The sequence below is a fragment of the Mesorhizobium amorphae genome (genome assembly GCF_014843845.1).
GTDB classification, from domain to species: Bacteria; Pseudomonadota; Alphaproteobacteria; order Rhizobiales; family Rhizobiaceae; genus Mesorhizobium; species Mesorhizobium amorphae_A.
In genome coordinates this window covers 1-25,937 of record NZ_JHQS01000024.1, presented here as the reverse complement: position 1 = coordinate 25,937, position 25,937 = coordinate 1, and the positions used below count along the sequence as shown (strand labels likewise).

Here is a 25,937-nt window from a genome sequence, read left to right as displayed (position 1 = left end):
AATCGGAATGTGCAAGATGACGGTGTCGGCCAGAGATTTATCCTTGCGCGTCCCCATCGACGGCCGGCATCGCAGGATGCTGATCAACGGCAAATGGTGCGATGCCGCAAGCGGGCGCACCTTCGAGACACGCAATCCCGCCACCGGCGCGGTGATCGGCACCGTGCCGCAAGCCGATTCCAAGGATATCGACCTGGCGGTCGCCGCTGCCCGCCGCGCCTTCGAGGGGCCGTGGAGCCGGTTCAAGCCCTATGAGCGCCAGCTTCTGCTCTTGAAGATCGCCGATCTGATGGAGCGCCATTGGGAGGAGATCGCGCTTTCCGACACCACGGACATGGGCATGCCCATCGTGCGCACGCTCGCCAACAGGAACCGCGTGCTCGGCATGCTGCGCTTCTATGCCGGCATGGCCACATCCATCCATGGGCAGACGATTGGCAATTCGCTGCCGGGCGACATCGTCTCCTACACGCGCAAGGAGCCGGTCGGCGTCGTCGGCGCGATCATTCCCTGGAACGCACCGACCGCCGCCTCGATCTGGAAGATCGGCCCGGCTTTGGCCACCGGCTGCACCATCGTGCTCAAGCCCTCGGAGGAGGCGCCGCTGACGCCGCTCTTGATTGCCGACCTGATGCTGGAAGCGGGCGTGCCGGACGGCGTCGTCAACATCGTCACCGGCACGGGTGCGGAAGCCGGCGCGCCTCTGGCCGCTCATATGGATGTCGACAAGCTGGTCTTCACCGGCTCCACCACCACCGGCCAGACGATCCTGCGCGCCTCGGCCGCCAACATGAAGCGCGTGTCGCTCGAGCTTGGCGGCAAGTCGCCGGTGATCGTCTGCGCCGACGCCGATCTCGAACGTGCCGTGCCGGTGGCGGCGATGTCGGTCTTCGCCAATTCCGGCCAGATCTGCATCGCCGGCTCTAGGCTGTTCGTCGAACGGCCGATCTATGAGGACTTCGTCGAACGGGTCGCCGCCTTCGCGGCAAAGCTCAGGATCGGCGACGGCGCCGATCCGGCGACCGAGATCGGACCGCTGATTTCGGCCCGCCAGCTCGAACGCGTCACCGGCTTCATCGAGGGCGGCACGCGACAGGGCGCCAGGCTGCTGACCGGCGGCACGCGCATCACCGAAGGGATACTTGGCTCGGGAAACTTCATCACGCCGGGCGTCTTCTCCGGCGTCACCGACGACATGCGCATCGCCAGGGAAGAGATTTTTGGCCCGGTTATCTCGGCGCTGCCGTTCGACACGCTGGACGAGGCGGTGCGGCGCGCCAACGACACGCCCTATGGGCTTGCCGCCGGCGTGTTCACGCGCGATGTCGGCAAGGCGCATCAGCTGGCCAATCGCCTGCGCGCCGGCTCGGTCTGGGTCAACACCTATCACGCGCTCGACCCGGCGGTGCCGTTCGGCGGCTACAAGATGAGCGGCTACGGCCGCGAGGGCGGGGCCGAGCACCTCGACGAATATCTGAACACCAAGGGCGTCTGGATCCGGACCGACTGATCTGCGTCGTTCAGTCCCGTACCGCCAGCTCGCGCCGGACTCTTGCAAGCGACCTTGTAGATCGTGCGCCTAGTCCGTCGGTTACTCGGAATCGGGCAGAATCCCAAAATCCTGGGACCTGGACCCCTGCGCCGCCGTCAGGAACCCATCTGCGTCAAGGCCACGGCGCAGCAGCTCTCGCACTGCGGCCGAGCGGCTCGGCATGCGTTTTTCGAAGCGCCAGTTCTCCAAGGCAGCCAATTCCTCGGCCGTCAGCATGATCTGCAGTCGTTCGGGTCGTTCCAAATCGGCCATCGACGCCTCCAATCGCCAGAAACGGAAACGAGACAAGTTAGTATTTGGCTCAATGAGAGTAGAATTAGCGCTTGCCCCCTTTGACGTCAAGAGTGCCGGAACAGCCACCGACGTACAAGCCCAACGACGAGCAACAGGCGTCCACTGAGTGATCGACATATTCTACTAACTAATTGATTTTAATAGTGAATTATTGATGCTTCTCTTGTGGGCAGACCGTTTGTGGTGCATGCTTGATGCTCAAGGAAAATAGGTCGTGAAAGAGGTTCCCATGCGCTACGGATATTCGGCTCAATTGCGGGAGGATCTCAATGTTCAGGTCCTTGCGGCGCTGCACGCGCGCGGCATAGTCAATGTCGCCGCCGTGGCCGAGGAGGTGCGGCGGCGCAATCTCGCCGAAAACATTGCGCTTGAAGACGTCGAGTGTCTTGTCGTGCAGGTGTCCCAACTCTATGGGGCGGCCATGGAATTCGATGGCCTGACCGCCATTGTCGAGGAATGCGGGCCGCCGGCCGACGGCGAACTGGCTGAAAACGGCAGTCTCGGCTTCCAGGATGCGGCCGCTGAATCCGGTCTTCGCTAACGTTGTTTCGTTTAAGGAAGCGACTGACCGGACCGCTTCTTCAATATTCGCGCCTCGCGCAGCAGGGAACTGCGGTTGGTGCCGATCAAAGCGATCAGATCGCGCGCCTGGTCAAAGCTGATGCCGGTCTCCGCGGCCAATGAGCGTGCCATCGCTTCGCGCACCTTCGGCGTATGGTCCTGTGCGTCCTCGTCCATGGCCAGTCTCCCTTCATACGGAGAACCTCAGGCGGGGACGATGGTTCCTTCAATTGGCGATTAGGGCGTCAAAGGACGTTTCCACGGACGACATCGGCGCCTCGAGCGACCAGACGACCCCCTGTTTGCCGAATTCCAGGCTGCTTGTGCCCCTCAGCGCCTGGGGCGCGACGCGCTTGAGCACGACCGTGCCGAAACCCTGGCGCGCCATGTCGTCCACGACGGGCCCGTCCAGTTCACGCCACTCCAGGCGGAACATGCCGGCGCCACCAGTTCCAGCGGTCACCTGCCATTCGATTTCGACCCGTCCCGCATGGCGCGACAGGGCGCCATGCTTTGCCGAATTGGTGGCAAGCTCGTGAAAGGCAATGCCGAGATACTGCACCGCGTTCGGCTCGAGCACGATCAGCGGTCCGCTCACCGAAACCCGGTCCTGCGCCGCGAACGGTCTGATCTGAGCCCCGACCAGTTCCGCGACCGTGGCGCCCCGCCACTCGGCGTTGACGAGCAGGTCGTGGGAATCCGAAAGCGCCATGATCCGCTCGCGCACCCGGTCGAGGAAAGCCTGCGGCGTGCTGGCCTTCTTGGTCGTTTCGCGGATCATCGAGATGATGACCGAATACTGGTTCTTCACCCGATGGTTGACTTCGCGCATGAGCAGGCGGATGCGCCGCTCGCTTTCCTTGGTAGCGCTGATGTCGCGCGCGATCTTCGAGGCGCCGATGATGCGGCCGATGCCGTCGCGGATCGGTGAAACGGTAAGCGACACCGGAACGCGCGACCCGTCCTTGCGCACGCGGACCGTTTCGTAGGACGGCACACGCTCGCCGGCGCGTATGCGGCTGATGATCGAGACTTCCTCATCATGGTGGTCTGGCGGGATGAGCATTATCACCGACCGGCCGATCGCCTCTGCTGGCGTGTAGCCGAACAGGCGTTCCGCCGCATCGTTCCAGCTGGTGATGATGCCGTTGATGTCCTTCGAGACGATTGCATCCATCGACGATTCGACGATCGCGGCAAGGCGCGTCCGGGCCTCGTCGGCCTGCGTCTGAATGCGCAGGTCGATGAGCGTGTTCATGGCGCCCACGACATTGCCTCTTTCATCGCGCAGCAGAACCGGGTGCGCCCTGAACGGTATAAGCTCGCCGTCCGGCCGTTCGGCGATCGCTTGGCCCCAGCGGACATCCCGCTCTTCCAGCAAGGCGATCGCCATCGGGCATTCGCTATGCTCCATGATGCGGCCGTCGAGGTGACGCAGCTTCCAGGACCCGCACCATTGGTCCTTGCCGAGGACCGGGCGATGCCCCCAGAGCTCGGCCGCCGCTTCATTGAAGAACGTGATGTGGCCCTGCTTGTCGGTCGTATAGACGGCGACAGGCAACCCCTGCATCAGCTCGGCAGAATTCCCCGGAAGCCCACCCGCCTGCTGAATGAAATTCAAGTGCAATCTCACTGTTCGAGCAATAGCCTGCCAGCCCTGACGGACCACCAGCTAAAGCTAAAATGCGCATCGCGCCTTTCGGTTCCGGTCAGGTGTTTTACTTTGGCGCTGCTTGGGAGCGGTGGAATGCGACCGGCCCTTCGTGTCATCGCGGCCCGTTGGTGCCATGCTCAGCCCATGCGCAAACAGTTGTCATGATCCTGGCGATTTCGGCGGTCAGGAACTACCGGTCCTTTAACCAGTCAGACAAAGAAGTCGTTGCGCGGCCTACGGCTATTTTTCCCGCAGCGCGCGGCGGAAGTTCTGCGTGATCGGCTCGGCGAGGTAGGAAAGCACGGTGCGGGCACCCGTGCGGATCATCGCCTCGCTCGACATGCCGGGCAGCAGCTTGCGGCCCTCCAGCTTGGCGAGTTCGCTCTTGTCGATCAACACGGTCGCGGCGAAATACGGTGCCCCGCTGCGCTCCTCCACCATGCGGTCAGCCGACACGATCTCCACCACGCCATCGAGTGGCGGCAGGTTGTAGCGGGCAAAGGCCGGGAAGCTGATGCGCGCGGGCTGGCCGGGGGCGATCGTCTCGACATCCTCTGGTTTGACCATGGCCTCGACCACGAGTTGTTGTCCGAGCGGCACGACCGTCATCAATGTCTCACCGGGTTTCACGACACCGCCAGCCGTGTGGACCTTCAGATCCATGACGATGCCGTCGACCGGTGCGACGACATCGGTACGGGCTAGCACGTCCTTGGCGGAACGCTCCTGCTGTCTGAGGTCAAACAGCTCCGCCTCGACCTTGCTGAATTCCTCGACGGCCTGGTTCAGCCGCACTGTGTTGAGATTCAGGATCTGCATGTCGATCTCGGCCATGGCGCTTCTGGAACGAGCGATTGCCGCGACGTTGGTAGCGCGCTCCCCCTCGATCTCCCGCTGTTGTCGTCTGAGCAACAGCTTCCGCTCGCGGGTGGTCAGCCCCTTCTTGAGCAGGGTCTCAAGGTCTTTGGTTTCAGCCTCGATCGCCTCGATCTGCTTGTCCTCGGTTACGATTAGCTCCTCCAGTCCCGTTATCGCTTCCTCGATCTGGTGATGGCGCTGGCTGAGAATTTCCCGCTCGTCCTTCAGATTGTGGTGCTTCGCCGCGAACACGTCACGCTGTGCGGCCAGCGCGTCCTTTACCGCGGCGGCGGGGTTTGCGAGCAGCGCCGGATCAAACACGATCTCGGCCTTGCCGTCACGCTCGGCCCTCAGACGCGCGGCCAGCGCCTCACGCGTTGCTATCCGGTTCTGGATCAGGTCAAGCTGCGCCATTGCCTGTGTGCTGTCGAGCCGGATGAGGATCTTGCCCGCCTTGACGATATCACCGTTGGCGGCGTTCAGCTCCGCGATGATGCCGCCCTCGAGGTGCTGGATGAGCTTGCGGTCGCCGGCGACCTTGATGACGCCTTGTGCCACCGCGGCGCTGTCCAACGGTGCCAGCGCCGCCCACCCCCCGGCCACGCCGAAGAACAGGAACATGATCGCGAACCCGGTGCACGTCACGCCCGTGAGACGCAAGGGTACCGGTTCCGGCAAGGAGGGCGGCGGGACGGGCAGCGGCACGATGTTCGTATCAGTTCTCATTGTCATGCCTGGTTCGCCACTCTGGCTGGCATCTGGCTCACCTTGCGGATGCGCGCGGTGAGTTCGTTGAAGACATAGTCACGTGGACCGTAGAGGTCTTGTTGGCCCCGGTGGAGGACCAGTATCTTGTCAACCATCTCTATGATGTTCGGTCGATGCGCGATCAGGACAATGGTCGTGCCCGCCGCCTTGACCGTTCTGAGGGCGGCGACCAAAGCGTCCTCACCGTCGCGGTCGAGGTTGGAATTGGGCTCGTCCAGGATAAGGAGTGCCGGGTCGCCGTAGAGTGCCCGCGCCAAACCGATGCGTTGCCGCTGCCCGCCTGACAGCGCTGCTCCGGAGTCGCCGATCTCGGTGGCGTACCCCTTCGGCAGTCCTTTGATCAGTTCGTGAACGCCCGCCAACTGCGCGGCCTTGACCGCGTTGTTGAAGATCGCCGGGTTGAGCTTGGCGAAGCGGCAGATGTTTTCGGCGACGGTGCCGGCGAAGAGTTCGATGTCTTGCGGCAGGTAGCCGACATGGTGACCACGGTCCTCCGCCGCCCATTGGGCAACGTCCATGCCGTCCAGCAACGCACGCCCCCCGGATGGACGCCAGGCACCGGCCAGTATTCGCGCCAGGCTCGTCTTGCCGGCCGCGCTCGGGCCGATCAGCGCCATCGCTTCACCCGGCTCGAGGTGGAAGCTGATCCCCTTCAGGATATGCTCGCCACCCTGTCGGGCCAGCACAAGGTTGTCGGCCTCGAACCTGCCTTTCGGTCGTGGCAGTGGCAGAACCGCGGTGGCCTCCGGGTGCTGTCCGGCGACTGCGGTGAGACGCCGGTAAGCGGCACGCGCTCCGACCGTCGCCTTCCATGTGCCGATCGCTTGCTCGACCGGGGACAACGCGCGACCCATGAGGATCGAGGCGGCGATCATGACACCGGGTGAAGCCTCGTTGCGAAGTGCCAGATAGGCACCAAGGCCCAGTATGGCCATTTGCAGGCCCAGCCGGTGACAACGCGCGATGGCTGCGATGGTGCCGCCACGGTTGGCGGCAAGAACTTGCCCTTTGTTTGCCTCGTCCTGCAGCGCCTTCCAGCCCTCCTGCAGTGGCTTCAGCATGCCCATCGCCTGGACGACCTCGGCGTTGCGGATCGCTGCCTCAGCCTGCACGTATGCCCGCGACTGTGCGCTTGCGGCCTCGGTCAACGGCTTGCGTGTGAGGTATTCGTTGAGCAACGCCAACGCAAACAGGGCGATCCCACCGACCAGCGCCAACCAACCCAGCCAGGGGTGCATGAGGAATATGGCGGCGAAAAATAGCGGTGCCCAGGGCGCGTCAAGGATCGGGAAGATGCTCGGGCTGGTGAAGAAATTGCGTACTTGATCCAGGTCGCGCAGCGGACGGGCGTTGGCCTGACCGGGCGCCGAGGCGGCATATTCTACCGATGCGGTCAGGAGAACTGGTGCCAGCCGTGCGTTCATCCACGATCCGACTTTGGCCAGGAGACGCCCGCGCACCACCTCCAGCCCCGCCATTGCCGCGAGTGCCACTGCCGCCATCAGCGACAGCATCACCAACGTCTCCAGGCTGTGGCTGGACAACACGCGGTGGTAGACCTGGAGCATATAAAGCGCCCCGGTCAGCATCAGCACGTTAATGCCGCCGCTGAACCAGATAAGCGGCAAGATGGCGCGTCTGGCCTCTTTCATCACCACCTGCAGGGCAGGGGGCTGTTGGTTGGTTCGTGTCGCGGCAGAATTCATCCCGTTATACTCACAACAGATCGCGGGCGGCAGGGCGGGGGGCAGCATTGGCCGCCCCCGTTGGTCAAGTGTCAGGCGACGTCAACCAGTATGTGCTGCACCGCTGTCTGGTCCGCGTCCGCGTCCTCCACCTGGAAGGCGAAGTCGAGGTGGGCCTCCGGCGTCTCGGTCACGGTCGTGGTAAAGCCGATATCCGTGATCTTCAGCACGTCGTTATCGGCACCGTCGAAGTTCACAAGGCTGGTGGTCGCATTGCTGCCGCCGCCGGCGCCTGTCGTCCTGTTGAGGTCGATCGCCGTGCCGTTGCCGGTGATCCCGTTGCCCGACTGCATGATCTGGACGCCCTGCAGCAGGTACTCTTCGCCGGCTGCGTTGTAGTCGTTCTGCTCGATGATCACGAGCCCGTCATTGTTGTCGAGCGTGAACTCGCTCGAGTACGGGGTCGGGACCTGGCCCTTCTTGAAGATGTCGGCGTTCGACACGTAGACAGCCCGCGTGATCGAGGTGTCGTCCCCGGTGCCGAAGATGTTGTCGGCACCGTTGTCGACCAGGTTGAGGATCAGCATCAGGTCCTCGCTGTTGCCGATGCCGTCGAACTTGATGGCCATGGCGCCGGCGGTCGCCGTCGGGGCGGTAGCCTCGTTCTGGATACCGACGTTGCTGTTGAAGAACCGCAACGTGAGCAGTTCGCCTTTCTGGATCGTGTCGCCGGCGACACCGTTGGTGGTCTGCGTCGCGGACACCCAGTCTTCGAGGTTGTTGCTGACCATGTCGTGGGTGCCGGCTGTCGGCAGCGAGTTGAAAGTGGTGTCGCTGGAAGACCCTTCACCGTTGTTCGTCAACGAGAACGTCTTGTTCTTGTTGTTGAGCGAGTTGGCGGTGAACTGCACGTAGAAGTCTTCATCATTCGGCGTGTTCGGGTCATCCGCCTGCAACTTCTCCAGCACGATCTGCGGGTGGCCCGTATTGCTCGTAGGCTCCTTGGACAAGAGCTCACTGGTGTGGATTATGTCGAAGGTGAAGCCTTCGAGCGGGTCGGTCAGGGTGATGGTATAAGTGTCGGCAACCTTGTCGAAGACGAGGGTGCCGCCCGCCGTGCCCGCCTGGAGGCCAGCCGCTGGATCCTTCGTGGTGTCGGGAATGTCGGTGTCGTCGGTGGTCAGCGTCGGCACGGTGCCTTCCGCCGTCACTGTCGGGCCGTCATCGTCAAAGTTGATGAAGGAGCCGACCTCTTCGGTGTGGGCATTGGGGGTCGTCGCCGTGAAATGGAACTCGGTGATGTCGAGCCCTTCGTTTGCATCGACCCCCTTAACCTGCAGCCGATCCATGGGGCTGCTGGTGGTGACATCGACGGTGGTGACGTTATCGAGCCCGGTGATGGTGACGATGCCGGTGCCGAGCCCGCTGACGGTGACGTTGCCGCTCCCCGTGGCATAGGTGCCATCGACTGTGATGGTGGACGCAAATCCCGATGTACCCGTCAACTTGACGCTGGTGATGTTCACGGAACTGGTCGGCGTGCCATCAAAGAAGTCCGAGCCTTGCTCGTTACCCGTATTGTTGAAGGCGCTGATGCTGACGTCCACCCGCGCATCCGGATTGGAAGGCGTGACCTGGTTGACCGTGAACCCGGCCTGCGTGATAGTCTCGAGATGGCTGCCGTACTGGATTTCCGCGGCATCGCCTGCGGCCAGGGTACCGCCGGTCACAAAGTCGACCTGGAGCGTTTCGTTCGGATTGATGCTCTGGTTGTTGATGCCGAAGCCCTGTGTGCTCACGTTGGCGGTGCCACCGTTCAGACCAATCACCAGAAGCTGCTTGGAAGCGTCGCTGGACGAATTGATCAGGTAGAACTCATGATTGCCGGACTCGGCGGCCGAGCCTGCGAAATTGGCCACGCTGGTGCCGGTGACCGAGGCGAACACCTTGTTGGTCAGATCGATGCGGTCGTCCGGGTTGGTCGCGTCCGGATGGAGCAACGGCACATACTGGACCGTGTACAGGTCCGCATTGGTGGCGCTGGTGCTGACCAACCCAAGCGAGAAGGCGAGCGGCCCGGTCTCAATGGGCTCGGCAGCCGGGTCAGAGGTGCCAATGACGCCAATCACGACGTTCGCATTCGTTGGGTCCTGGAACAGCCAGACATAATCGCCATCGGCCGTCCGGATGCCGCTGTTGACGCCGACGGTGGTGGAAAACGGAGTCCCGGAGGCGCTCTGGGTGAGAACGACCGAGGAGATGGTCTCCCCTGCGCTCGCCGTCGCCTGCACGAAGTTGGCCTGGTAGGCGACCTCCGGTGAGGTCAGCCCGCCGGCATCGTCGAGAGTTAGGAGATATTGCAGCGTGGTGTTGGTGCTGTGCGGCGGAACGGACGGATTAACATCGTCGTCCTGAAGCCCGGTGGTCTCGTCGATGATGATGTCTTGGGTCAAGATGTCGAGTGCCATGGAGAGTCTCCCCGGTTTAAAACCCAACAAGAAAGGCCGGAATGCACCTACCCGAGCGCATCCGGTCGCGTACTGCGGCCCTCAAACACTCATTGTGCCGCCGACGGAAAGGACGCGTCCATTCGCGTTTCGATAGTGTTAGGGTGAATGTCCGCACCTGATCGAACGATATACATCCTTCGATAGATCAAGCCCGGACGGGCCTTGGTCAGGCGACGCGCTGGAAAGCGTCGGAGCAAGAGCTTTGAGAAAATCAGAAGCTTGAACAAAGGCTTGGGCGGCAGCACGGTTCAGCTTGAGCGGCCACCCTGGTTTTCCGGACGGGGGCAGCATTGGCTGCCCCCGCTGGTCAAGTGTCAGGCGACGTCAACAAGTATGTGCTGTACCGCTGCCTGGTCCGCGTCCGCGTCCTCCACCTGGAAGGCGAAGTCGAGGTTGGCATCCGGCGTCTGGGTCACGGTCGTGGTGAAGCCGATGTCCACGATCTTCAGCACGTCGTTGTCGGTGACGTCGAAGTTCGCCGTGCCGGTGCTGCCGCCGCCAGCGCCGGTATCCCTGTTCAGGTCGATCGCCGTGCCGCTGATCCCGTTGGCGGACTGCATGATCTGGGCACCCTCAATCACCCAGCTCTCGCCGACACCGTTGTAGTCGTTCTGCTCGATGATCACGAGGCCGTCATTGTTGTCGAGTGGGAAGTCGGCGGCGTAGGCGGCAGGCACCTGCCCGGTCTTGAAGATGTCGGCGTTCGAGATGTAGACCGCCTTCGAGGTGTGTGTGACACCGTCGGCGCTGACGAGGTCGAGGATGACCATCAGGTCCTCGCTGTTGCCGATGCCGTCGAACTTGATGGCCATGGCGCCGGCCGTCTGGTTCGGGGTGATGTCCTCGGTGACGATACCAGGGCTGTGGTCGAAGAACCGCAGCGTCAGCAACTCGCCTTTCTGGATGGTGTCACCGGCAACCCCGTTTGTGGTTCGGGTGGCAGACACCCAGTCCTCGTGGTTGTTGGTGACAAGATCGCCGGCGTTCCACGCGGTGTCAGCGGGTGTCGCGCCGTCACTGTCGCCGGTCGTGTTCAGACCGAACTTGATGTTGTTGGTGGTCGAGTTCGCCGTGAACTGCACGAAGAAGTCCTTGTCGGTCTGATCGGGTGTGCTGTCCGCCTCGAAGAGCTTCTCCACCACGATGTTCGGGTGACCGGTGTTGCTCGTTGGCTCCTTGGACAAGAGTTCACTGGTGTGAAGAATGTCGAAGCTGAAGCCTTCCAGCGGGTCGGTCAGGGCGATGGTATAAGTGTCGGCAACCTTGTCGAAGACGAGGGTGCCGCCCGCCGTGCCCGCCTGGACGCCAGCCGCCGGGTCCTGGTCGTAGGTGAAGCTGAAGTTGAACGTCGCGGAGGTGGCACTCTCCGATTGAAGCGTCACCTCCGGGGTGAGGACATTGCCACCACCGCCGCCGATGATCGTGCCGCTCAGTCCGATCTGGACGCCTGGGAGCGCACCATCCTGGTCGACAAAGTCGGAACCGCCGCCAGTGTAGAACGCGTCGGTGTGAGCATCCGAACCGATGTCGTAGCCGAAGGCTCCGCTGGCCGACGCGCCGGCCGTGTTGCCCAGGGTCTCGTTTTGGATACCTGGGGCAACGGGGTCACCGTCGAACGGCACTGGGATCGCCGGAGCATCGTCCTTGAAGACGAGGTTCTTGCCGATGTCGACGCTGTCCGAGGCCTGATCGCCGTCGCCGTCGGTGATGGTCGCCGTCAAGGTGACGAGATCATCGGACGCCAACGTTATTTCCTCATCCGGCCCGCTGTCGGGCGCGTGTGTGACAGAACGCGCCTGATCGAGCGTCACGGTACCGTCAGCAGCCACGCTGATCGTGAACATCAGTACGTTGCTGGCGTTGCGGCCCTCGATGACGCTGCCGTTGACGACCAGGTTGACCACTTCGCCGGTGACGGAGTCGATCAGACCAGAAGGACCGGCGACCGCGCTGAGTGCGTAGGTGATCGTACCGGAACTTGCCCCGCCGTCAGCACCGGGATCCGACGTGAAGTTACCCGCGAAGCTCTCCGAAGCGTCGGTGCCAAAGTCGGACTCGTCAACCGTGAGCGTCGGCTCCGTGCCGTCTGCCACGATGCTCGGCCCGTCGTCCTCGAAGGTGAAGGCCGTGCCGATATTGGCTGTGCGTGCCGCTCAGTCCGATCTGGACGCCTGGGAGCGCACCATCCTGGTCGACAAAGTCGGAACCGCCGCCCGTGTAGAACGCGTCGGTGTGAGCATCCGCGCCGATGTCGTAGCCGAAGGCTCCGCTGGCCGACGCGCCGGCCGTGTTGGCCAGGGTGTCGTGCTCGATACCTGGGGTAGCGGGGTTACCGTCGAACGGCACCGTGATCGCCGGCCCGTCGTCCTCGAAGTTGAAGGCATCGCCGATGTCGGCCGTAGTGAAGTCGCTGTCGCCGTCGCCATCGGTGGCGGTGGCCGTCAGCGTCACCAGATTGGCCGCCATTGTCGCAGGCGTGTCGGCCTCGTCGGGATCGGACGGATCGCCATGGACGACCCCTCGCGATTGATCGAGCGTCACGTTGCCATCGGCATCGACCGAGATGCGGAACACCTCATCCGTGCCGGCACGGCCAACTATGTCGTCGCCTTCCACGTTGAGAAGCACCTCCAGCCCGCTTTGCGTGTCGAACAGACCGCTGGCGACATTTGTGCCTCCGCCGAGAACGCCGAGCGCGTAGGTCAGGCCGCCGCCGGTGTCCGCCGGTCCATCGTTTCCGAAGGCCGCCGTGAACAGAACCGAGAAATCCCCCGAGTCGCTGGTGGTATCCGACTCGTCGACCGTCAGCTCCGGTATCGGTACGATGGACCGCACGATGCTCGGCCCATCGTCTTCGAAGTTAAGGTTCTGGCCGATGTTGAGGGTGGCCGATTGGTGGTCGCCGTCCTTGTCGGTGATGGTCGCGGTGAGCTTGACCTGATTGTCGGCCGCCAGGGTCGTGCTGTCGTCGGGGTCGTTGGCGTCGGCATGGACCACCGCCCGGATCTGGTCGAGGGTGACGCTGCCCGCGGCGTTGACGGAGACCGTGAACACGAGGGCATTGGTGGTGGCGGTGCGGCCTTCGACGACGCCGCTGCCATTGACCGAGAGGACGACCGCCTCACCGGTCGCCGTGTCGACGATGCCGGTTACGCCTGCCGTTATGCTAAGCGCGTAGGTCAGCGTGCCGGCCCCGTCGGCGCCGAAGGCCGAGCTGAAGTTGGCCGCAAAGCTCTCCGTGTCGTTGGTCCCCAGCAAGGTCTCGTCGACGGTCAGCGTCGGCTCCGTGCCGGTCGTTGAAATGCTCGGGCCGTCGTCGTCGAAGTTGATGAAGGAGCCGACCTCTTCGTTGTAGGCGTTGGGTATGTCACCAGAGAAGTGCACCTCCTTGATATCGAAATAGTCCTTCTCGGTGTCGATATTCTTGATGATGAAGCGGTCAAAGGTCTCGCCAACCCCGCCCGCGGTCGTGAAATCGACCGTCACGCCCTCGCCGACATTGTGAAGGATCAGTCCGGTGCCGTTGAGATCAACCGTGATGCCCAGGGCCGCGGCTGTTGTTGCGACGCCGTTAAGCTTGAACGTCACTCCCGTGATATTGATTTCGGTATCGTTGTCGTCACCGGGGAACGCAGCGCCTTCCGCGTTGTCGTTATTGTTATAGGCGTGGATCTCTATGTCGGCCTTGGTGTTGGTCGGCGTGGACTGCGAGACCGAGAAACCCGCGCCGGAGACGTTCTCGATGTGCGCGGTGTAGTCGGGCGCGGTTGGCGCGTTGGTGAAGTTCTTGCCCGCGCTCTGGGTGCCGCCGGTGATCAGGTCGATTTGAAGCTCACGGCCAAAGCGCACGTCCTGGGATGAGACACCCAGGCCTTGCGTGCTGACGTTGACTTCAGCTTGCGCGCCATTGTCGTGAGCCGTGACAAGGATCTTCTGCGTGCTCGCGACGTCGGCGTCGAGGATATACCAATTGTTGTGTCCAGGAGGGGCGTCACCAAGCTGGCTGAAATTGACCACGGACGTCCCCGTGACCGAGGCGAATACCTTGTCGGTCAGATCGATGCGGTCGTCCGCGTTGGTCGCGTCCGGTTGGAACAACGGCACATACTGGACCGTGTACAGGTCCGCATTGGTGGCGCTGGTGCTGACCAGCCCAAGCGAGAAGGCCAGCGGCCCGTTCGCAGCGGGCGCGACGGCCGGGTTGGAGGTGCCGATGACGCCGATCACGACGTTTGCATGCGTTGGGTCCTGGAACAGCCAGACATAATTGCCATCGGCCGTCCGAATGTTGCTGTTGACGCCGACGGTGGTGGAAAACGGGGTCCCGGAGGCGCTCTGCGTGAGAACGACCGAGTTGATGGTTTCCCCCGCGCTCGCCGAGGCCACCACGAAGTTGGTCTGGAAGGCGACCTCTGGTGAGGTTAGCCCGCCCGCACCGTCGCGACTTAGGAGATATTGCAGCGTGGTGTTCGTGCTGTGCGGCGCAACGGATTTGTTGACATCGTCGTCCGTAAGCCCGGGGGTCTCGTCGATGATGATGTCTTGGGTCACGATGTCGAGTGCCATGGAGAGTCTCCCCTGTTTAAAACGCATCAAGAAATTGGGCCCAGCCCCGGGATGCCGGAATGCACCTACCCGAGTGCATCCGGTCGCTTCCTGAAATGCGGCCCTCCAACCTCATTGTGTCGCCGACCAAGAGGGCGCGTCCATTCGCGTTTCGATGGTGTTATGGTCAATGCCCGCACCTGATCGAACGATGTACATCTTTCGATAGATCAAGCCGGGACAGGCGCTTATCGGTCGACGCGCTGGAAGCGAAGATCGAGTTTAGGGAAAATTAGGCGATGGCGCGGTTCAGCTTGGGCGGCCGCCGCTCTGGTTTTCCGGCCCGCTGCCGGCGCTTGCTACGCCGGCGGCCTCGCCGCCCGCCGAGGTTACGAGAGCAGGCGGTTTTGACCGGTTCCTGAATGGTCGGCGCCTTTGCCATGCGCCATCCAGGCCAGTTCCGCCCGGCTGCCGAGGTTAAGTTTGGCGTAGACGTGGTGCAGATGCATCTTCACGGTGCCTTCGGACACATTCAGCTGTTGCGCGATGGTCTTGTTGCGCAGTCCGCGCGAGACGAGGTCGGCGATTTCCGACTCACGCCCGGTCAGCCTGGACGCGGCCTGCTGCTGCGATCTCGACATCAGCAGCTGCTGGACGATCTTGTTGTCGATCCACTTCTTGCCTGCCGCCACCGCATTCACGCATTCGACGAGATAGCGATGGCTGATGCCGTCCAGCAACAGGCCGTCGACGTCGAGCGCCTGTATGTCCTTTATGTCGAATCGGCTGTTTGGCTGCAGGATGAAAATGATGCCGAGAGCATCGTGGCTGGCTCTCAGCCGCGACGAAAGAGTGGCCGTCTGCGGATCCGCGATATCCAGGCCGATGACGACCATATCAGGCCGATGGCGCTCCACTTGCGGGAGAGCGTCTGCGGCGCGGTGGCACTCCGCGACGACACTGTGTCCGGCCTTCCGCAGAACCCACTCAAGACCGGCGAGATAGACCCCCCGCGGGTCCGCAACAACCAAAGTCGACATGCGAACACCGTCCGTAAAAAACGCAACGAACTTATCTAAATATGCCCGAAATCAGGAAACCAGAGCTTTGCAAGATTGTCAAGAAATCGCTAATATAGTTGAGGCTATACCTAAACCTAGGGCGTGCCAGGTCGGGCAATCGTCTCGCACACTAATGTATCAGGCAGGCGCCGCCAACGCAGTCGTGGAGCGCCCGCCTGCTTGTTTCCGGGCCGGACGCGAGGCCCGGTCCCGTCAGTAGCCGACCGTGAAGCGCTGCCTTATATGCCTGGGCGTCTCGATCTCGTTGGTCATGACGATGGCATAATCCTCGAAGGAGATGCTGCTGCCTTTCTCGGACGCCAGCAGGCTGTCCTTGCCGAGACGGAACTGGCCGGTGCGTTCGCCCGCGACGAAAAGTGCCGACGGCGAAAGGAAGGTCCAGTCGAGATCGTCGATCGCCTTGAGCGTGTCGAGGAAGTCGGCGCCCTTCTGCGCCTCGGCCTTGTAGATGGCCGGAAATTCCGGCGTGTCGACCAGGCGCTTGCCGGGGGCGACCTCGAGGCTACCGGCGCCGCCGACGACGAGGTAGCGCTTGACGCCGGAAGCCCGCACCGCCGCGATCAGCCCGTCGGCGTCGCTGGCGAGGAAATGCACCGAGCTGATCACGGCGTCATGGCCCTTGATCAGGGCGGCGAGGCCGTCCGTGTCGAAGACATCGCCCTTCGTGGCGGTCACGCCGGGAAGCGCTGCGATCTTTTCCGGGTTGCGGCCGATGGCGGTGACGGTGTGGCCGCGATCGGAGAGTTCCTTCAGGATGCGCGAGCCGGCTTGGCCGGATGCGCCGATGAGGGCGACTTTCATGGGGAATTTTCCTTTCTGCTTGGGGGAGGTGGCTTGGGAAGAATCCAGGCTCACGCCGCTTGGATATGGGCGATGAGATTGTCGTAGCTGCCGAACAACGCATTGGCGCCGATCAGGCGCGGCGCCTCGTTGCGGATCACGGCGAGCGAGGGAACGCCATTGGCGTGCAATCGCTGAAAAAGCGCACGGCCACGGCCGACCAACTCGCGATGCGCCGTCATCAGCGCATCGGTCGGTGTCTTCAGCATCTCGGCCGAATCCGCCATGCCGGCGTCGGTCAGCACGTCCGCGACGCCACCCACCGTCACGATGTCGCGGCCGCCGACATAGCGGGCATTCTGGATCGCCTTCAGCGCCAAGAGGCGCCGGCCCGGGTCTTCCAGGCCCGCTGCGGTGATGGCGAGGGTGGCGGCGCTCGAGTCGAGCAGCGTGCCGCGAACATTCAGCACATTGTCGAGATAGGCTTGCGTAAAACGCTGGCCGCTCAGTCGCTCGATGCGCTGGTCGTTGTCCCAGGCATGGGCGGCGAATCCCGCATCCAGCGGTCGCGCGCCGGCGCCGGAGAACAGACCGGTCGGTAGAAGGTCGAGCGTAATGCCGCTCGCCGCCAGCCGGTCCAGCATCGGCGTGGCGCCATAGCACCAGCCGCAGAGCGGATCGAAAAGGTAGGTCACAGTGGCATCGGTCATGGCTGTCTGGTCCGGGATGTCGTTGTCTCGGACCTAGATGGCAGTTCGCCCGGTTGCGAAAAACCGCGATCAATCATACAAACTGTCTGATCAAATCAGACAATGCGCCGATGACCGACCTTCTGAACCTCAACCGCCTCGTCTATTTCACCACCGTGGTGGAAACCGGCTCGTTCACCGCCGCGGCCGATCGGCTCGGTGTCGCCAAGGCGGTGGTCAGCCATCAAGTCGGCAAGCTCGAGCAGGAACTGGGCGCGACGCTGCTGCGTCGCACGACGCGGCGCGTCACGCCGACGGAGGAGGGGCGCCTGTTCTATGACCGGGCGGCGATCATCCTGCGCGAGGCCGAAGCCGCCTATGGCGACATCTCGCAAAGCGCGGCCAAGCCGACCGGGATGCTGAGGCTGACCGCGCCGCTCGACTATGGCGAGATGGTGGTGGCGCCGACCATCGCCGCCTACCTCAGGAAGTACCCAAACATGCGTGTCGAGACGATCTTCGACGACGCGGTGAGCAATCTCGTCGACGAAGAGATCGATCTCGGCATCCGCGTCGGCTGGCTCGCCGATTCCTCCAACCTGGCGCGGCGGCTGGGAACCTTGCAGCAATTCGTCGTGGCAAGCCCGGACCTCGCCGCCCGGCTGCCGGCGGATGCCGGCCCCAGGCTGGCGAAGTCGCTGCCCTGGGTCGGCAACGCCCAATTGCGCGGCATCGGCCAGTGGCTGTTTTCGAAAGGCGGCGAGACGGTGCTGGCCGAGCTCAACCCGGTCGTCAGCTGCGACAAGACCCCCGGCGTGAAGGCCTGCGTGCTGGCCGGCATAGGCCTCGGCATCTTTCCGGACTACAGCGTCAGCGACGACATTGCCGGGGGAAGGCTGGTTCGGCTGTTCGCCGACTGGAGCTTGCCGACCGGCGGCATCCATGCCGTCTTCCCGCCGGCGCGCTTCAGGCCGGCCAAGGTGCGCGCCTTCGTCGAGATGCTGGTGGCGGCAGAACGAAAGCGAGCGCGCGGCTCCGTTCCGGGTCGCTGAGGGAACCTTTGTTCAACTGGCGATTTTGGAGATATGATGGAAACCCAAACGGCTAGGAGGGTCTCGCCGATGACGACGAAATGGTTTGCGATCTGCGCTCTCGTTCTCGGGGTAGCCTGCGGCATGTCCGGCTCGGCTTTCGCGGGGGAAAGACACCGCCACCACCCGGCCGAACCCGAACGCTACGTTCCCGCCGAAGGCGATATCATCGACATCCTGTTCGGCGGCCCGCGCTACTATGACAAGCAGCTGTTCACGACAGGCGGCGAACCCTGCTCCTACCAAAGGGTGGGCCCCGACGCGAATGCGCTGAACAAGATCAACGACCACCATTGCGGGAAGTAGCAGGCAGGCCGCCGCCGCACGCGGTTGAGGCGGTTCAGCTTCTTAGTGACAAAGAGTTCTTGACAATATGAACCGCTCCAAGAAACGGATGTAACGAACAGTACACACAAGGAGGGGTTGTTATGTGGAAGTTCTTCTTGTTTCTGCTCGTCTCATTCGCAATGATTTCCCCCGCCAGCGCAATTGATGAATCTTATCTCGGGCAGTGGTCCGCGAAAACAGTTTGCGATCTAGATGATCTGACTATCACACAGAAAGGTATTTCGGGGCAGGAGTACGCCTGCAAAACAACGAAATCCAAGAAGAGCAAGAGCGGCTGGAACCTCACCCTATCGTGCGCCGGCGAGGGCGTAGAATACACAACCAACGCCACCTTCCTCTTGCTGAGGAACGGACGTCTCCGCCAAACCATCAAAGGTCAGGCAACCGAATTCCGGCGTTGCCGCGGCGCGTCTTCGGAAGTGCCGCCAAAAAAACAGACCGGAGCCAAGTTAGACACCCCGTGGGGTCGCCTCACGCCCAGACAATTCACCCTACGATGCGTCGAGTGTTTCAACGAGGCTCAAAGTATGGGCCGCGGCATCGGAGGTTACTGTCCGGGCGATTGCGTCGAGATATTCTCCACACAGATGACCTGCGATAATCAAGGAAAATGCCGTGCGAACCCTTGACGGGTTACCCGGTCGCAAATGCGTTATCTGCGGCAATCCAGGCGGACATCACCTTCTGATCGCGGCGCGCCTGAGCGCTTGCGGCGGTTGGCCGAAGGCCCTCAGGAAGGCGCGGCGCATGCGTCCGGGATCGCCGAAGCCGCTAGCCTCGGCGATGCGATCGAGAGGCGTGTGACTGGTCTCGAGCGCCAGTCGAGCACTTTCCAGGCGCAGACGTTCAACGGCCTTGGCGGGCGTGGTCCCGGTTTCGGCCGCGAAGGCGCGGGCAAAATGCCTGGGGCTCATGGCCGCCCGATCGGCAAGGTGCTCCACCGTCAGCGGCTCGGCGAGCTTTGTCCGCATCCATTCGATCAGTTCGACAAAGCGGCCTGTCCGCCCGCCGAGGTCGACCAGCGCCGAGAATTGCGACTGGCCGCCAGGCCGGCGTTGGTGAACAACCAATTGCTGCGCCGCGCGGCGCGCAATCGCCGGGCCGAGATCGTCCTCGATCAGCGCCAGCGCCAGGTCGACGCCGGCTGAAATGCCCGCCGAGGTCCAGACGCCGCCATCCTCAATGAAGATCCGCTCCGCGTCGAGCCTCACCTTCGGATAGCGGCGGGCGAAATCGTCCGTGCTCCACCAATGGGTGGTGGCGCTGCGGCCGTCGAGAAGTCCCGCCTCGGCGAGCAGGTAGGCGCCGGTGCACACGCTTGCCATCCGTCGCGGATTCGTGCTCCGCAGCCAGGCGACGATCTGCTCGGCCGCCGCCATGGAGCGTATGATCTCGCCGCCGGAGATGATGGCGGTATCGAGCGGCTCTTCGGCCGACAATGGCCGGGCCGAAAGCCGCATGCCGGACGAGCTCTCTATCTCGCCGCCGCCGGGCGCCAGTATCGCGAGAGCGTAGCTTCCGGGACAGAAGTGCTCGGCCATCTCGAATGCCGCCGCCGGACCGGCCGCATCCAGCAGCTGGAACCCGGGGTGGATGATGATGCCGATCTTCCGCAGCATGGCAGTTTTCGCCCGATATATGTCATTTCGGACAAAGCGTAACGGCACTAGGCTGAACGTCAAGTCGCTCGATCAGGAGAGCATGATCATGAGTTTGCGCATCGTGGTGTGGAGCGGCATGGGCATCGTCCTGCTTTTGCTGGCGGTCGGCGCCGCGTGGCTGCTGTCGCTGCCTTCGGCATCCTTGGCCGCCGTTCCGCCGGCAATCGACGGCAAGGAGGCCGAAGCCGCCCTCGCTGCCCTGAAGCCGCCGAAACGAGAACGGCCGCTGATCGCCATCGTCGGCATCAACGACGCCACCGAAACCACCGACTACCTGATGCCCTACGGCATCCTGCGGCGCGCCGATGTCGCCGATGTCGTGGCGCTGGCGACCGGGCCTGGACCCGTAAAACTGTTCCCGGCGCTGCAGGTCGAGCCGGATGCGACCGTGGCCGAGTTCGACGCGCAGCATCCCGAAGGCGCCGACTACGCCATCGTTCCCGCCATGATGCGGGACGACGATGCCGACGTGCTAAAATGGATCAAGAGCCAGGCGGCCAAGGGCGCCACCGTCATCGGCATCTGCGCCGGGGCCAAGGTGGTCGGGGCCAGCGGGCTGCTCGACGGCAAGCGGGCGACGACGCATTGGTATTCGCTGAACGAACTGCGCGAAAACCATCCGACGATCCGCTATGTCGCCGACCGGCGCTTCGTCGTCGACCAGGGTGTCGCGACGACGACCGGGATCACCGCGTCGATGCCGATGATGCTGACCCTGATCGAGGCCATAGCCGGGCGCGACAAGGCCGAGGCCGTCAGCCGCGACCTTGGTCTGGCGCATTGGGATGCGCGGCATGGCAGCGCTGCCTTCACATTCACCCGCCCCTTCGCGCTGACAGCGATCGGCAACACGCTCGCAGTCCTCGATCACGAGCAGCTCGGCATCGAACTGACCCTGGATATGGACGAGGTGTCGCTGGCGCTGGTCGCGGACGCTTGGTCGCGAACCTATCGTTCGCGCGCGGTGACGTTTGCCGCAAAGGACGGTGCGATCGTCAGCCGCAACGGCATGCGCATCCTGCCCGACCAGGTCGCAGCGAACTGGCCCGGCGAACGCCTGGTTCCAGCGATGGTCGATCCGCGGCCGGCGAAGGCCCTCGATCAGGCGCTTGGCGATATTTCCGCCCGCTACGGCGCACGCACGACGGACTTCGTTGCCATGCAGCTCGAATATCCCGGACAGCCGTAGAGCGGCTTCAGGCGCGCCCGCCGGTCGCCTTCATCCGCTCGATGATGTCAGCCATCAGCGCCAGGTCACGGCGCGAGTCGGCGAGGTCGGTCAGCGGCTTGGTGCCGTCCGTGATGTGGCGGTGGAAGGTTTCGAGTTCGTTGGAAAAGGCGTCGCCATAGAGCGGTCCAAAGGTCTTCGTCACCGGGCCGAGCGGGCCGGCGTCCGTCACTTCCAGCCGCGTCGGCAGGCTGCGGATGTACGGCGTGTCGTAGATGATGCGCACCCGCCTGGTGTTCGAGCGCACTTCGATCATGGCGTCGAACAGGCCGAGATCGTCGACCACCGCGTCGTAGCAACAGGCGAAATGGCCATAGTCGAAGGTCACGCTGGTGTTGGCGCCGCCATTGGTGCGGTGCGCGGCGATCACGCCGGCCGGCTCGCCGAGCAGCCCGCGCATGGCCGAAATGTGGTGCGAGGACAGCGCCGTCAGCCCGCGATAGGCGCGCACCAGGTCGGCGGGTGCATCGGCGCCCACCACCTCGCGGATCAGCGCGTCGCGCTCCTTCGCACCGCGCGCCAGAAGCGCCGGGTCGATGTCGTTGGGATAGAGGATGTCCTGGCTCTTCTTCAGGAAGTGCCGGCCCTCGGAGATCAGGTCGAAGATGCGCACATGGGTGATGTCGGCGTGGACAGGCAGTTCATCCTTGGCGGCCAGATAGGCCGGCGCGTAGCGGCGCATATAGCCGACGAAAATGGTCTTCGCGTAATTCGTCGTCAGCGCCAGCAGCTCGTCGATCTCGCGCACCGTCAGGCAGGCAGGTTTCTCCAGCAGGATGTGCTTGTCGGCCGCGATGGCGGCGCGCACGAAGCGGCTATGGGTGTCGTCTGACGACAGCACGAAGACCGCGTCGATGTCAGGCGAATTGATCATCGCCTCGGCCGTCTCGAAAGCCTTTGCCGTAGGATATTCGGACGTGCACAGCGCCACCAGGCTTGGCGAGACGTCGTGGACGCCCGCGATCACCCAGCGGTCGCGCTGGTCCACCAATACCGGCAGATGGATCGACTGCGCGACCTCGCCTAGACCCACAAGTCCGACACGGATTGGTGCCACTCGCAAACTCCCTTTGATTTCAAGTCCGGTGCCGGCCTAGAGCAATTCCAGGAAAAGTGCGTAGCGGTTTTCCGTTCGGAATTGCGTAAAAAACAAATACTTAGAGCGGGGCAGCGATTCTATCAAAGCTGAACCGGTCGAGCAGCCAGCCGTTGATTTCACGCCGCGCCGGTGACCAGCGCAACGAGCTCATTGCCTGATGTCTCCGAGGCGCGCACCGTCGCCACCATCTTGCCGGCGCGCATCACCCAGATCTGGTCGGACAGGCGCCGCACCTGATCGAAATTGTGGCTGACCAGGATGACGCTCACGCCTTGATCCCGCAGCCGCCGGATCAGCGCCTCGACATTGGCCGTCTCCTGCACGCCAAGTGCTGCCGTCGGCTCGTCCATCACCACCAGCTTGGCGCCGGAGCCGGCGGCGCGGCAGATCGAGATCGCCTGCCGCTGCCCGCCCGACAGGCGCCTTACGCGCTGGTTGACCGAAGGCATGTTGATCGACAGGCGTGACAGCATGGCGCGCGCCTGCGTCCTCATCGCCTTGCGGTCGAGCAGGGCGATCGGGCCGAACCGGCGCACGATCTCGCGGTTGAGGAACAGGTTCTGCGCCACGGTCAGCTCGTCGATCAGCGCCAGGTTCTGGTGCACCGTCTCGATGCCGGCCTTGCGCGCCTCGTCGGGATTGCCGAAGGGTTTTGGCTGGCCGTCGAAGAAGATCTCTCCATCGTCTGGCACATGCACGCCGACCAGGCAGCGGATCAGCGTCGACTTGCCGGCGCCATTGTCGCCGATCACCGCCGTGACCTCGCCGCGCCGCGCCTGGAAGGCGACGTCGGTGAACGCGCGGATGCCGCCGAAATGCTTGCTCAGCCCTTCGCAGGCGAGGATCGCTTCCGAGGAGGGGATGTGATGGACGGCGCTCATTTCTGGTATCGCATGATCAGCGCCGCCAGCACCACGATGGCGCCCACGGCGAGCGGTTGGTAAAAGGCCGAGACGCTGAGCAGCGTCAGCCCATTGACGAGAGCGGTGAGCATCAGCGCGCCGATCGCCGGCCCGAGGATGCTGGCGCGGCCGCCGAACAGGCTGACGCCGCCCAGCACCACGGCTGCCACCGAATTGAGGAGAAGACTGGTGTTGATAAGCGGCTCGGCCGAGCCGATGCGCGCCACCAGCAGAATTGCGGCGATGCCGGCGCAGAAACCCGAAATCGTATAGGCGGCGATCTTGACCCGGTTGGTGCGGATGCCCAGCGCGTTGGCGCTCTCGGTCTGGCCGCCGGTGGCGAGCAGATGCACGCCGAAGCGGGTGTGGTAGAGCGCGATGTGCGCCACGATGACGGCCGCGATCGCCACCCAGACCGGATAGCCGAACGGTCCGAAATGACCCGATGCCAGGCGCAGCAGGAAGGTCGAACCAACCATGGTCGGCTCGCCACCCGACAGGATCAGGCCGAGGCCGGTGATGCCCGACAGCGTGCCGAGCGTCACCACGAAGTCGGGGATGCGCCCGGCGGTGATCAGCAGCCCGTTGAGAAAACCCACCGCGCTTGTGGCAAGGACGGCGAGCAGGCAGGCGAGGAAAATGCCATAGCCGGCGGCGTTGACCAGGCCGAGAATGATGGCGCCGAGCATGACCGCCGCCGCCAGCGACAGATCGATGCCCGAGGTCGCCACGACGAAGGTCTGGCCGATCGACAGCACGACCAGGATCGCCGCCGCAAGCAGCAGCGCCTGCAGATTGGCGACGCTGAGGAAGACCGGCTGGGCGATGCCGAAGACGATGACGAGGCCGACCAGGCCGACGACCGACGCCCAGTCGGCCCAGAAGGAAGGATCCAGGAGGAGAGCCGACAGGGAGGGGCGGCTCTCCTCCGCCGCGCCCGCCGTCACTCGAGCGGGCGCGTTTTGTTCAGGTGTGCTCACTTCAACATCTCGCGGAACGGATCGGGATAGTCGCCGCCCGGGGCCGGGAAGTTCTTCAGCGAGGCTTCGGCATTGTCCTTGTTGATCAGGAGCACCGGCGCCGGCACGTTGGCAGGCAGCTCCTTGCCCTTGGCGGCCACGGCGCAGGCTTCGACGCCCATGGCTCCGACGACATAGGGGTATTGCGCGACGGTGGCGGTGAGCTCGCCGGCGGCGATCGATTTCAGAGCGTCGACGATGCCGTCGAGCCCGATCACCTTGACGTCCTTGCCCGAGGTCTGCACGGCGCGCTCGACGCCGAGCGCCATGATGTCGTTGGCGGCGAAGAAACCGGCAAGATCAGGGTGCGCGGCGAGGATGTCGGTGGCGGCGGTCAGCGCCTTCTCGCGGTCCCAGTCGGCGCTCACCATCACCACCACTTCGAGCTTGCCTTCGACGGCCTGCTTGAAGCCCTTGATGCGGGCGTTGGAGCCGACATCGCCGACGATGCCCGCCACCAGCGCCACCTTGGAGCCGGCAGGCACCAGCTTCAGCATTTCCTCGCCGGCCAGCGCGCCGGCTGCGACATTGTCGGTGCCGATATAAGTCGAGATGGCGAAGCCGGCGGCCTTGGCCTGTTCGGCGTCGATGGTGCTGTCGATGTTGACGATCGGCTTTTTCTTCTGGGCGACCGGCACCAGCGCCTGCACCAAATTGGAAACGCTGATCGGGTTGACCAGGTAGCAGTCGAAATCCTGCATCGCCATCGCGGTCAGCCGGTCGGCCTGCCCGGTCGCATCGCCCATGTTGGCGGCGGCTTGCACGGTGACATCGACGCCGTCGGCCTTGGCCTGGTCCTCGATGCCCTTTTGCATGGTCTGGAAGAACGGGTTGTCGAGACCTTTGACGATGGCCGCGACCTTCGCCGCATCCTCGGCATGGGCCGGTACGGCAAGCGTCGTTGCAAGCAGGCCCGCGCCGAGCGTCAGGCAATTGAACATGCGCATGTGTCTTCCTCCTCCGGATTTCAGTTTGTCGGCTCGTTTTTCTGCGAACGGCATGCCTGACGGGACACAAGCGACCCCGGCGCTTGCGTTGGAAAAATGATGACCGGCCGGATGCCCACCGCGAGTTGCGCGGGTAGCGACCCCGGTTCGGGTCTCGTCAGTGTCAGGCATTGCTCCTCCCAGAGCGCTGGCAGATGCCTTGCCAGCATTTCCGCATGTTTTAGAAAAATTTGACACGCGTCAAGAATTAAAGTGGTGTGCAGTGCGTTTTGATGTGCTGCGCTGCAGCAGGATTTTTCGTCATCCTCGGGCGGAGCGGCAGCGAAGCGAACGCGCAGACCCGACGACCCATGCCGATCCTTCCACGCTTTACAGCGGTGCAGAACAGTGTGACTCTGCAGCGCCGTGACGCTCAAAGGTCGCTGATCCTTCCAGGCCTGCGATCATGCGCAGCAGCGTGGACTTGCCGCAGCCGGACGGGCCGACGAAGACCACGAATTCGCGATCCTCGACGTCGAGGTCGATGCCCTTGATGATCTCGGCGGCTCCATAGGATTTGCGCGCGCCGCGCAGCCTGAGCTCAGCCTTGGCTTGCCTCCTAGGTCCAATCGACATTCAGGATTCAAATTTGCGTTGAGGCATGATTCATAGGCTTCCAGATTCG

At 63.4% G+C, this 25,937-nt stretch carries 23 protein-coding genes and 1 pseudogene; 7 read left to right on the top strand and 17 right to left on the bottom strand.

Annotated elements, in window-relative coordinates:
- Positions 1-16 precede the first annotated feature (16 nt).
- Positions 17-1,510, top strand: a complete 1,494-nt coding sequence (locus tag DH08_RS13085) for an aldehyde dehydrogenase family protein (protein WP_192179861.1) — start codon at positions 17-19, stop codon at positions 1,508-1,510.
- An 81-nt stretch (positions 1,511-1,591) separates the two neighbouring features.
- Here DH08_RS13085 and DH08_RS13080 read toward each other — a convergent pair whose 3' ends face one another.
- Complete coding sequence (locus tag DH08_RS13080; protein ID WP_192179697.1) at positions 1,592-1,804, bottom strand: hypothetical protein; 213 nt, start codon at positions 1,802-1,804, stop codon at positions 1,592-1,594.
- 256 nt (positions 1,805-2,060) lie between these two features.
- On the opposite strand from DH08_RS13080, the gene DH08_RS13075 reads away from it, so the two are divergent.
- Entirely contained in the window at positions 2,061-2,387 is a 327-nt protein-coding gene (locus DH08_RS13075; protein WP_345892384.1) for a hypothetical protein, read from the top strand.
- A gap of 11 nt (positions 2,388-2,398) precedes the next feature.
- Here DH08_RS13075 and DH08_RS13070 read toward each other — a convergent pair whose 3' ends face one another.
- From DH08_RS13070 to DH08_RS13035, 8 genes are all read right to left on the bottom strand, one after another.
- Positions 2,399-2,584: a hypothetical protein gene (locus tag DH08_RS13070; RefSeq protein WP_192179696.1), complete on the bottom strand. Its 186-nt coding sequence runs from the start codon at positions 2,582-2,584 to the stop codon at positions 2,399-2,401.
- A gap of 49 nt (positions 2,585-2,633) precedes the next feature.
- Positions 2,634-4,028, bottom strand: coding sequence for a PAS domain S-box protein (locus tag DH08_RS13065; RefSeq protein ID WP_345892383.1), 1,395 nt, complete (start codon positions 4,026-4,028; stop codon positions 2,634-2,636).
- A gap of 273 nt (positions 4,029-4,301) precedes the next feature.
- A complete protein-coding gene (locus DH08_RS13060; RefSeq protein ID WP_192179695.1) occupies positions 4,302-5,651 on the bottom strand; it encodes an HlyD family type I secretion periplasmic adaptor subunit in 1,350 nt (449 codons plus the stop codon).
- On the bottom strand, positions 5,648-7,339 hold the full coding sequence (locus DH08_RS13055) for a type I secretion system permease/ATPase (RefSeq protein ID WP_192179859.1): 1,692 nt from the start codon (positions 7,337-7,339) through the stop codon (positions 5,648-5,650). Before DH08_RS13055 ends, DH08_RS13060 begins: the two co-directional genes overlap by 4 nt.
- A 125-nt stretch (positions 7,340-7,464) precedes the next feature.
- A complete protein-coding gene (locus DH08_RS13050; protein ID WP_192179694.1) occupies positions 7,465-9,840 on the bottom strand; it encodes a hypothetical protein in 2,376 nt (791 codons plus the stop codon).
- 356 nt (positions 9,841-10,196) lie between these two features.
- Positions 10,197-11,975: a DUF5801 repeats-in-toxin domain-containing protein gene (locus DH08_RS13045; RefSeq protein ID WP_345892382.1), complete on the bottom strand. Its 1,779-nt coding sequence runs from the start codon at positions 11,973-11,975 to the stop codon at positions 10,197-10,199.
- Positions 11,941-14,448, bottom strand: coding sequence for a DUF5801 repeats-in-toxin domain-containing protein (locus DH08_RS13040; protein ID WP_246800813.1), 2,508 nt, complete (start codon positions 14,446-14,448; stop codon positions 11,941-11,943). Before DH08_RS13040 ends, DH08_RS13045 begins: the two co-directional genes overlap by 35 nt.
- Before the next feature lie 368 nt (positions 14,449-14,816).
- Positions 14,817-15,167, bottom strand: a complete 351-nt coding sequence (locus DH08_RS13035; protein WP_246800812.1) for a response regulator transcription factor — start codon at positions 15,165-15,167, stop codon at positions 14,817-14,819.
- Here DH08_RS13035 and DH08_RS36235 point away from each other — a divergent pair.
- Entirely contained in the window at positions 15,147-15,506 is a 360-nt protein-coding gene (locus DH08_RS36235) for a hypothetical protein (RefSeq protein WP_246800811.1), read from the top strand. The two genes, DH08_RS13035 and DH08_RS36235, sit on opposite strands and share 21 nt — an antisense overlap.
- Positions 15,507-15,701: 195 nt before the next feature.
- Here DH08_RS36235 and DH08_RS13030 read toward each other — a convergent pair whose 3' ends face one another.
- Positions 15,702-16,310, bottom strand: a complete 609-nt coding sequence (locus DH08_RS13030; RefSeq protein ID WP_192179692.1) for an NAD(P)-dependent oxidoreductase — start codon at positions 16,308-16,310, stop codon at positions 15,702-15,704.
- A 50-nt stretch (positions 16,311-16,360) separates the two neighbouring features.
- Positions 16,361-16,999: a DsbA family protein gene (locus DH08_RS13025; protein WP_192179691.1), complete on the bottom strand. Its 639-nt coding sequence runs from the start codon at positions 16,997-16,999 to the stop codon at positions 16,361-16,363.
- Between the two features lie 110 nt (positions 17,000-17,109).
- Between DH08_RS13025 and DH08_RS13020 the strand changes: the two genes are divergently transcribed.
- The 3 genes from DH08_RS13020 (at position 17,110) to DH08_RS13010 (ending at position 19,046) form a co-directional block, all read left to right on the top strand.
- The gene (locus DH08_RS13020; RefSeq protein WP_192179690.1) at positions 17,110-18,030 is read left to right on the top strand and encodes a LysR family transcriptional regulator; all 921 of its coding nucleotides are present in this window, start codon (positions 17,110-17,112) and stop codon (positions 18,028-18,030) included.
- Positions 18,031-18,099: 69 nt separating this feature from the next.
- Complete coding sequence (locus tag DH08_RS13015; RefSeq protein WP_192179689.1) at positions 18,100-18,375, top strand: hypothetical protein; 276 nt, start codon at positions 18,100-18,102, stop codon at positions 18,373-18,375.
- Between the two features lie 122 nt (positions 18,376-18,497).
- On the top strand, positions 18,498-19,046 hold the full coding sequence (locus DH08_RS13010; protein WP_192179688.1) for a hypothetical protein: 549 nt from the start codon (positions 18,498-18,500) through the stop codon (positions 19,044-19,046).
- Between the two features lie 48 nt (positions 19,047-19,094).
- Here DH08_RS13010 and DH08_RS13005 read toward each other — a convergent pair whose 3' ends face one another.
- Positions 19,095-20,036 carry a GlxA family transcriptional regulator gene (locus tag DH08_RS13005; RefSeq protein ID WP_192179687.1) on the bottom strand — a complete coding sequence of 314 codons (942 nt, stop codon included), beginning with the start codon at positions 20,034-20,036 and terminating at the stop codon, positions 19,095-19,097.
- Positions 20,037-20,124: 88 nt separating this feature from the next.
- Between DH08_RS13005 and DH08_RS13000 the strand changes: the two genes are divergently transcribed.
- The gene (locus tag DH08_RS13000; RefSeq protein ID WP_192179686.1) at positions 20,125-21,267 is read left to right on the top strand and encodes a DJ-1/PfpI family protein; all 1,143 of its coding nucleotides are present in this window, start codon (positions 20,125-20,127) and stop codon (positions 21,265-21,267) included.
- Between the two features lie 7 nt (positions 21,268-21,274).
- Here DH08_RS13000 and DH08_RS12995 read toward each other — a convergent pair whose 3' ends face one another.
- The 5 genes and pseudogenes from DH08_RS12995 to DH08_RS12975 all read right to left on the bottom strand — a co-directional run.
- Entirely contained in the window at positions 21,275-22,363 is a 1,089-nt protein-coding gene (locus DH08_RS12995; protein ID WP_192179685.1) for a Gfo/Idh/MocA family oxidoreductase, read from the bottom strand.
- A gap of 158 nt (positions 22,364-22,521) precedes the next feature.
- On the bottom strand, positions 22,522-23,286 hold the full coding sequence (locus tag DH08_RS12990) for an ATP-binding cassette domain-containing protein (RefSeq protein ID WP_192179684.1): 765 nt from the start codon (positions 23,284-23,286) through the stop codon (positions 22,522-22,524).
- Positions 23,283-24,287: an ABC transporter permease subunit gene (locus DH08_RS12985; RefSeq protein WP_192179683.1), complete on the bottom strand. Its 1,005-nt coding sequence runs from the start codon at positions 24,285-24,287 to the stop codon at positions 23,283-23,285. The genes DH08_RS12990 and DH08_RS12985 overlap by 4 nt, the downstream gene beginning before the upstream one ends.
- Positions 24,284-25,273, bottom strand: a complete 990-nt coding sequence (locus DH08_RS12980) for a sugar ABC transporter substrate-binding protein (protein WP_192179682.1) — start codon at positions 25,271-25,273, stop codon at positions 24,284-24,286. The genes DH08_RS12985 and DH08_RS12980 overlap by 4 nt, the downstream gene beginning before the upstream one ends.
- Before the next feature lie 429 nt (positions 25,274-25,702).
- Positions 25,703-25,888, bottom strand: a pseudogene (locus tag DH08_RS12975) (ATP-binding cassette domain-containing protein); the annotation flags it as partial.
- Between the last annotated feature and the right edge of the window lie 49 nt (positions 25,889-25,937).

Coding starts and splice junctions, on each gene's coding strand:
- DH08_RS13050 (WP_192179694.1), bottom strand. CDS start 9,840: ATGGCACTCGACATCTTGACCCAAGACATCATCATCGACGAGACCACC.
- DH08_RS13000 (WP_192179686.1), top strand. CDS start 20,125: ATGAGTTTGCGCATCGTGGTGTGGAGCGGCATGGGCATCGTCCTGCTT.
- DH08_RS13020 (WP_192179690.1), top strand. CDS start 17,110: ATGACCGACCTTCTGAACCTCAACCGCCTCGTCTATTTCACCACCGTG.
- DH08_RS13060 (WP_192179695.1), bottom strand. CDS start 5,651: ATGACAATGAGAACTGATACGAACATCGTGCCGCTGCCCGTCCCGCCG.
- DH08_RS12980 (WP_192179682.1), bottom strand. CDS start 25,273: ATGCGCATGTTCAATTGCCTGACGCTCGGCGCGGGCCTGCTTGCAACG.
- DH08_RS13080 (WP_192179697.1), bottom strand. CDS start 1,804: ATGGCCGATTTGGAACGACCCGAACGACTGCAGATCATGCTGACGGCC.
- DH08_RS13015 (WP_192179689.1), top strand. CDS start 18,100: ATGACGACGAAATGGTTTGCGATCTGCGCTCTCGTTCTCGGGGTAGCC.
- DH08_RS36235 (WP_246800811.1), top strand. CDS start 15,147: ATGGCTGATGCCGTCCAGCAACAGGCCGTCGACGTCGAGCGCCTGTAT.
- DH08_RS13010 (WP_192179688.1), top strand. CDS start 18,498: ATGTGGAAGTTCTTCTTGTTTCTGCTCGTCTCATTCGCAATGATTTCC.
- DH08_RS13025 (WP_192179691.1), bottom strand. CDS start 16,999: ATGACCGATGCCACTGTGACCTACCTTTTCGATCCGCTCTGCGGCTGG.
- DH08_RS13055 (WP_192179859.1), bottom strand. CDS start 7,339: ATGAAAGAGGCCAGACGCGCCATCTTGCCGCTTATCTGGTTCAGCGGC.
- DH08_RS13030 (WP_192179692.1), bottom strand. CDS start 16,310: ATGAAAGTCGCCCTCATCGGCGCATCCGGCCAAGCCGGCTCGCGCATC.
- DH08_RS13070 (WP_192179696.1), bottom strand. CDS start 2,584: ATGGACGAGGACGCACAGGACCATACGCCGAAGGTGCGCGAAGCGATG.
- DH08_RS13005 (WP_192179687.1), bottom strand. CDS start 20,036: ATGCTGCGGAAGATCGGCATCATCATCCACCCCGGGTTCCAGCTGCTG.
- DH08_RS13085 (WP_192179861.1), top strand. CDS start 17: ATGACGGTGTCGGCCAGAGATTTATCCTTGCGCGTCCCCATCGACGGC.
- DH08_RS12990 (WP_192179684.1), bottom strand. CDS start 23,286: ATGAGCGCCGTCCATCACATCCCCTCCTCGGAAGCGATCCTCGCCTGC.
- DH08_RS13040 (WP_246800813.1), bottom strand. CDS start 14,448: ATGGCACTCGACATCGTGACCCAAGACATCATCATCGACGAGACCCCC.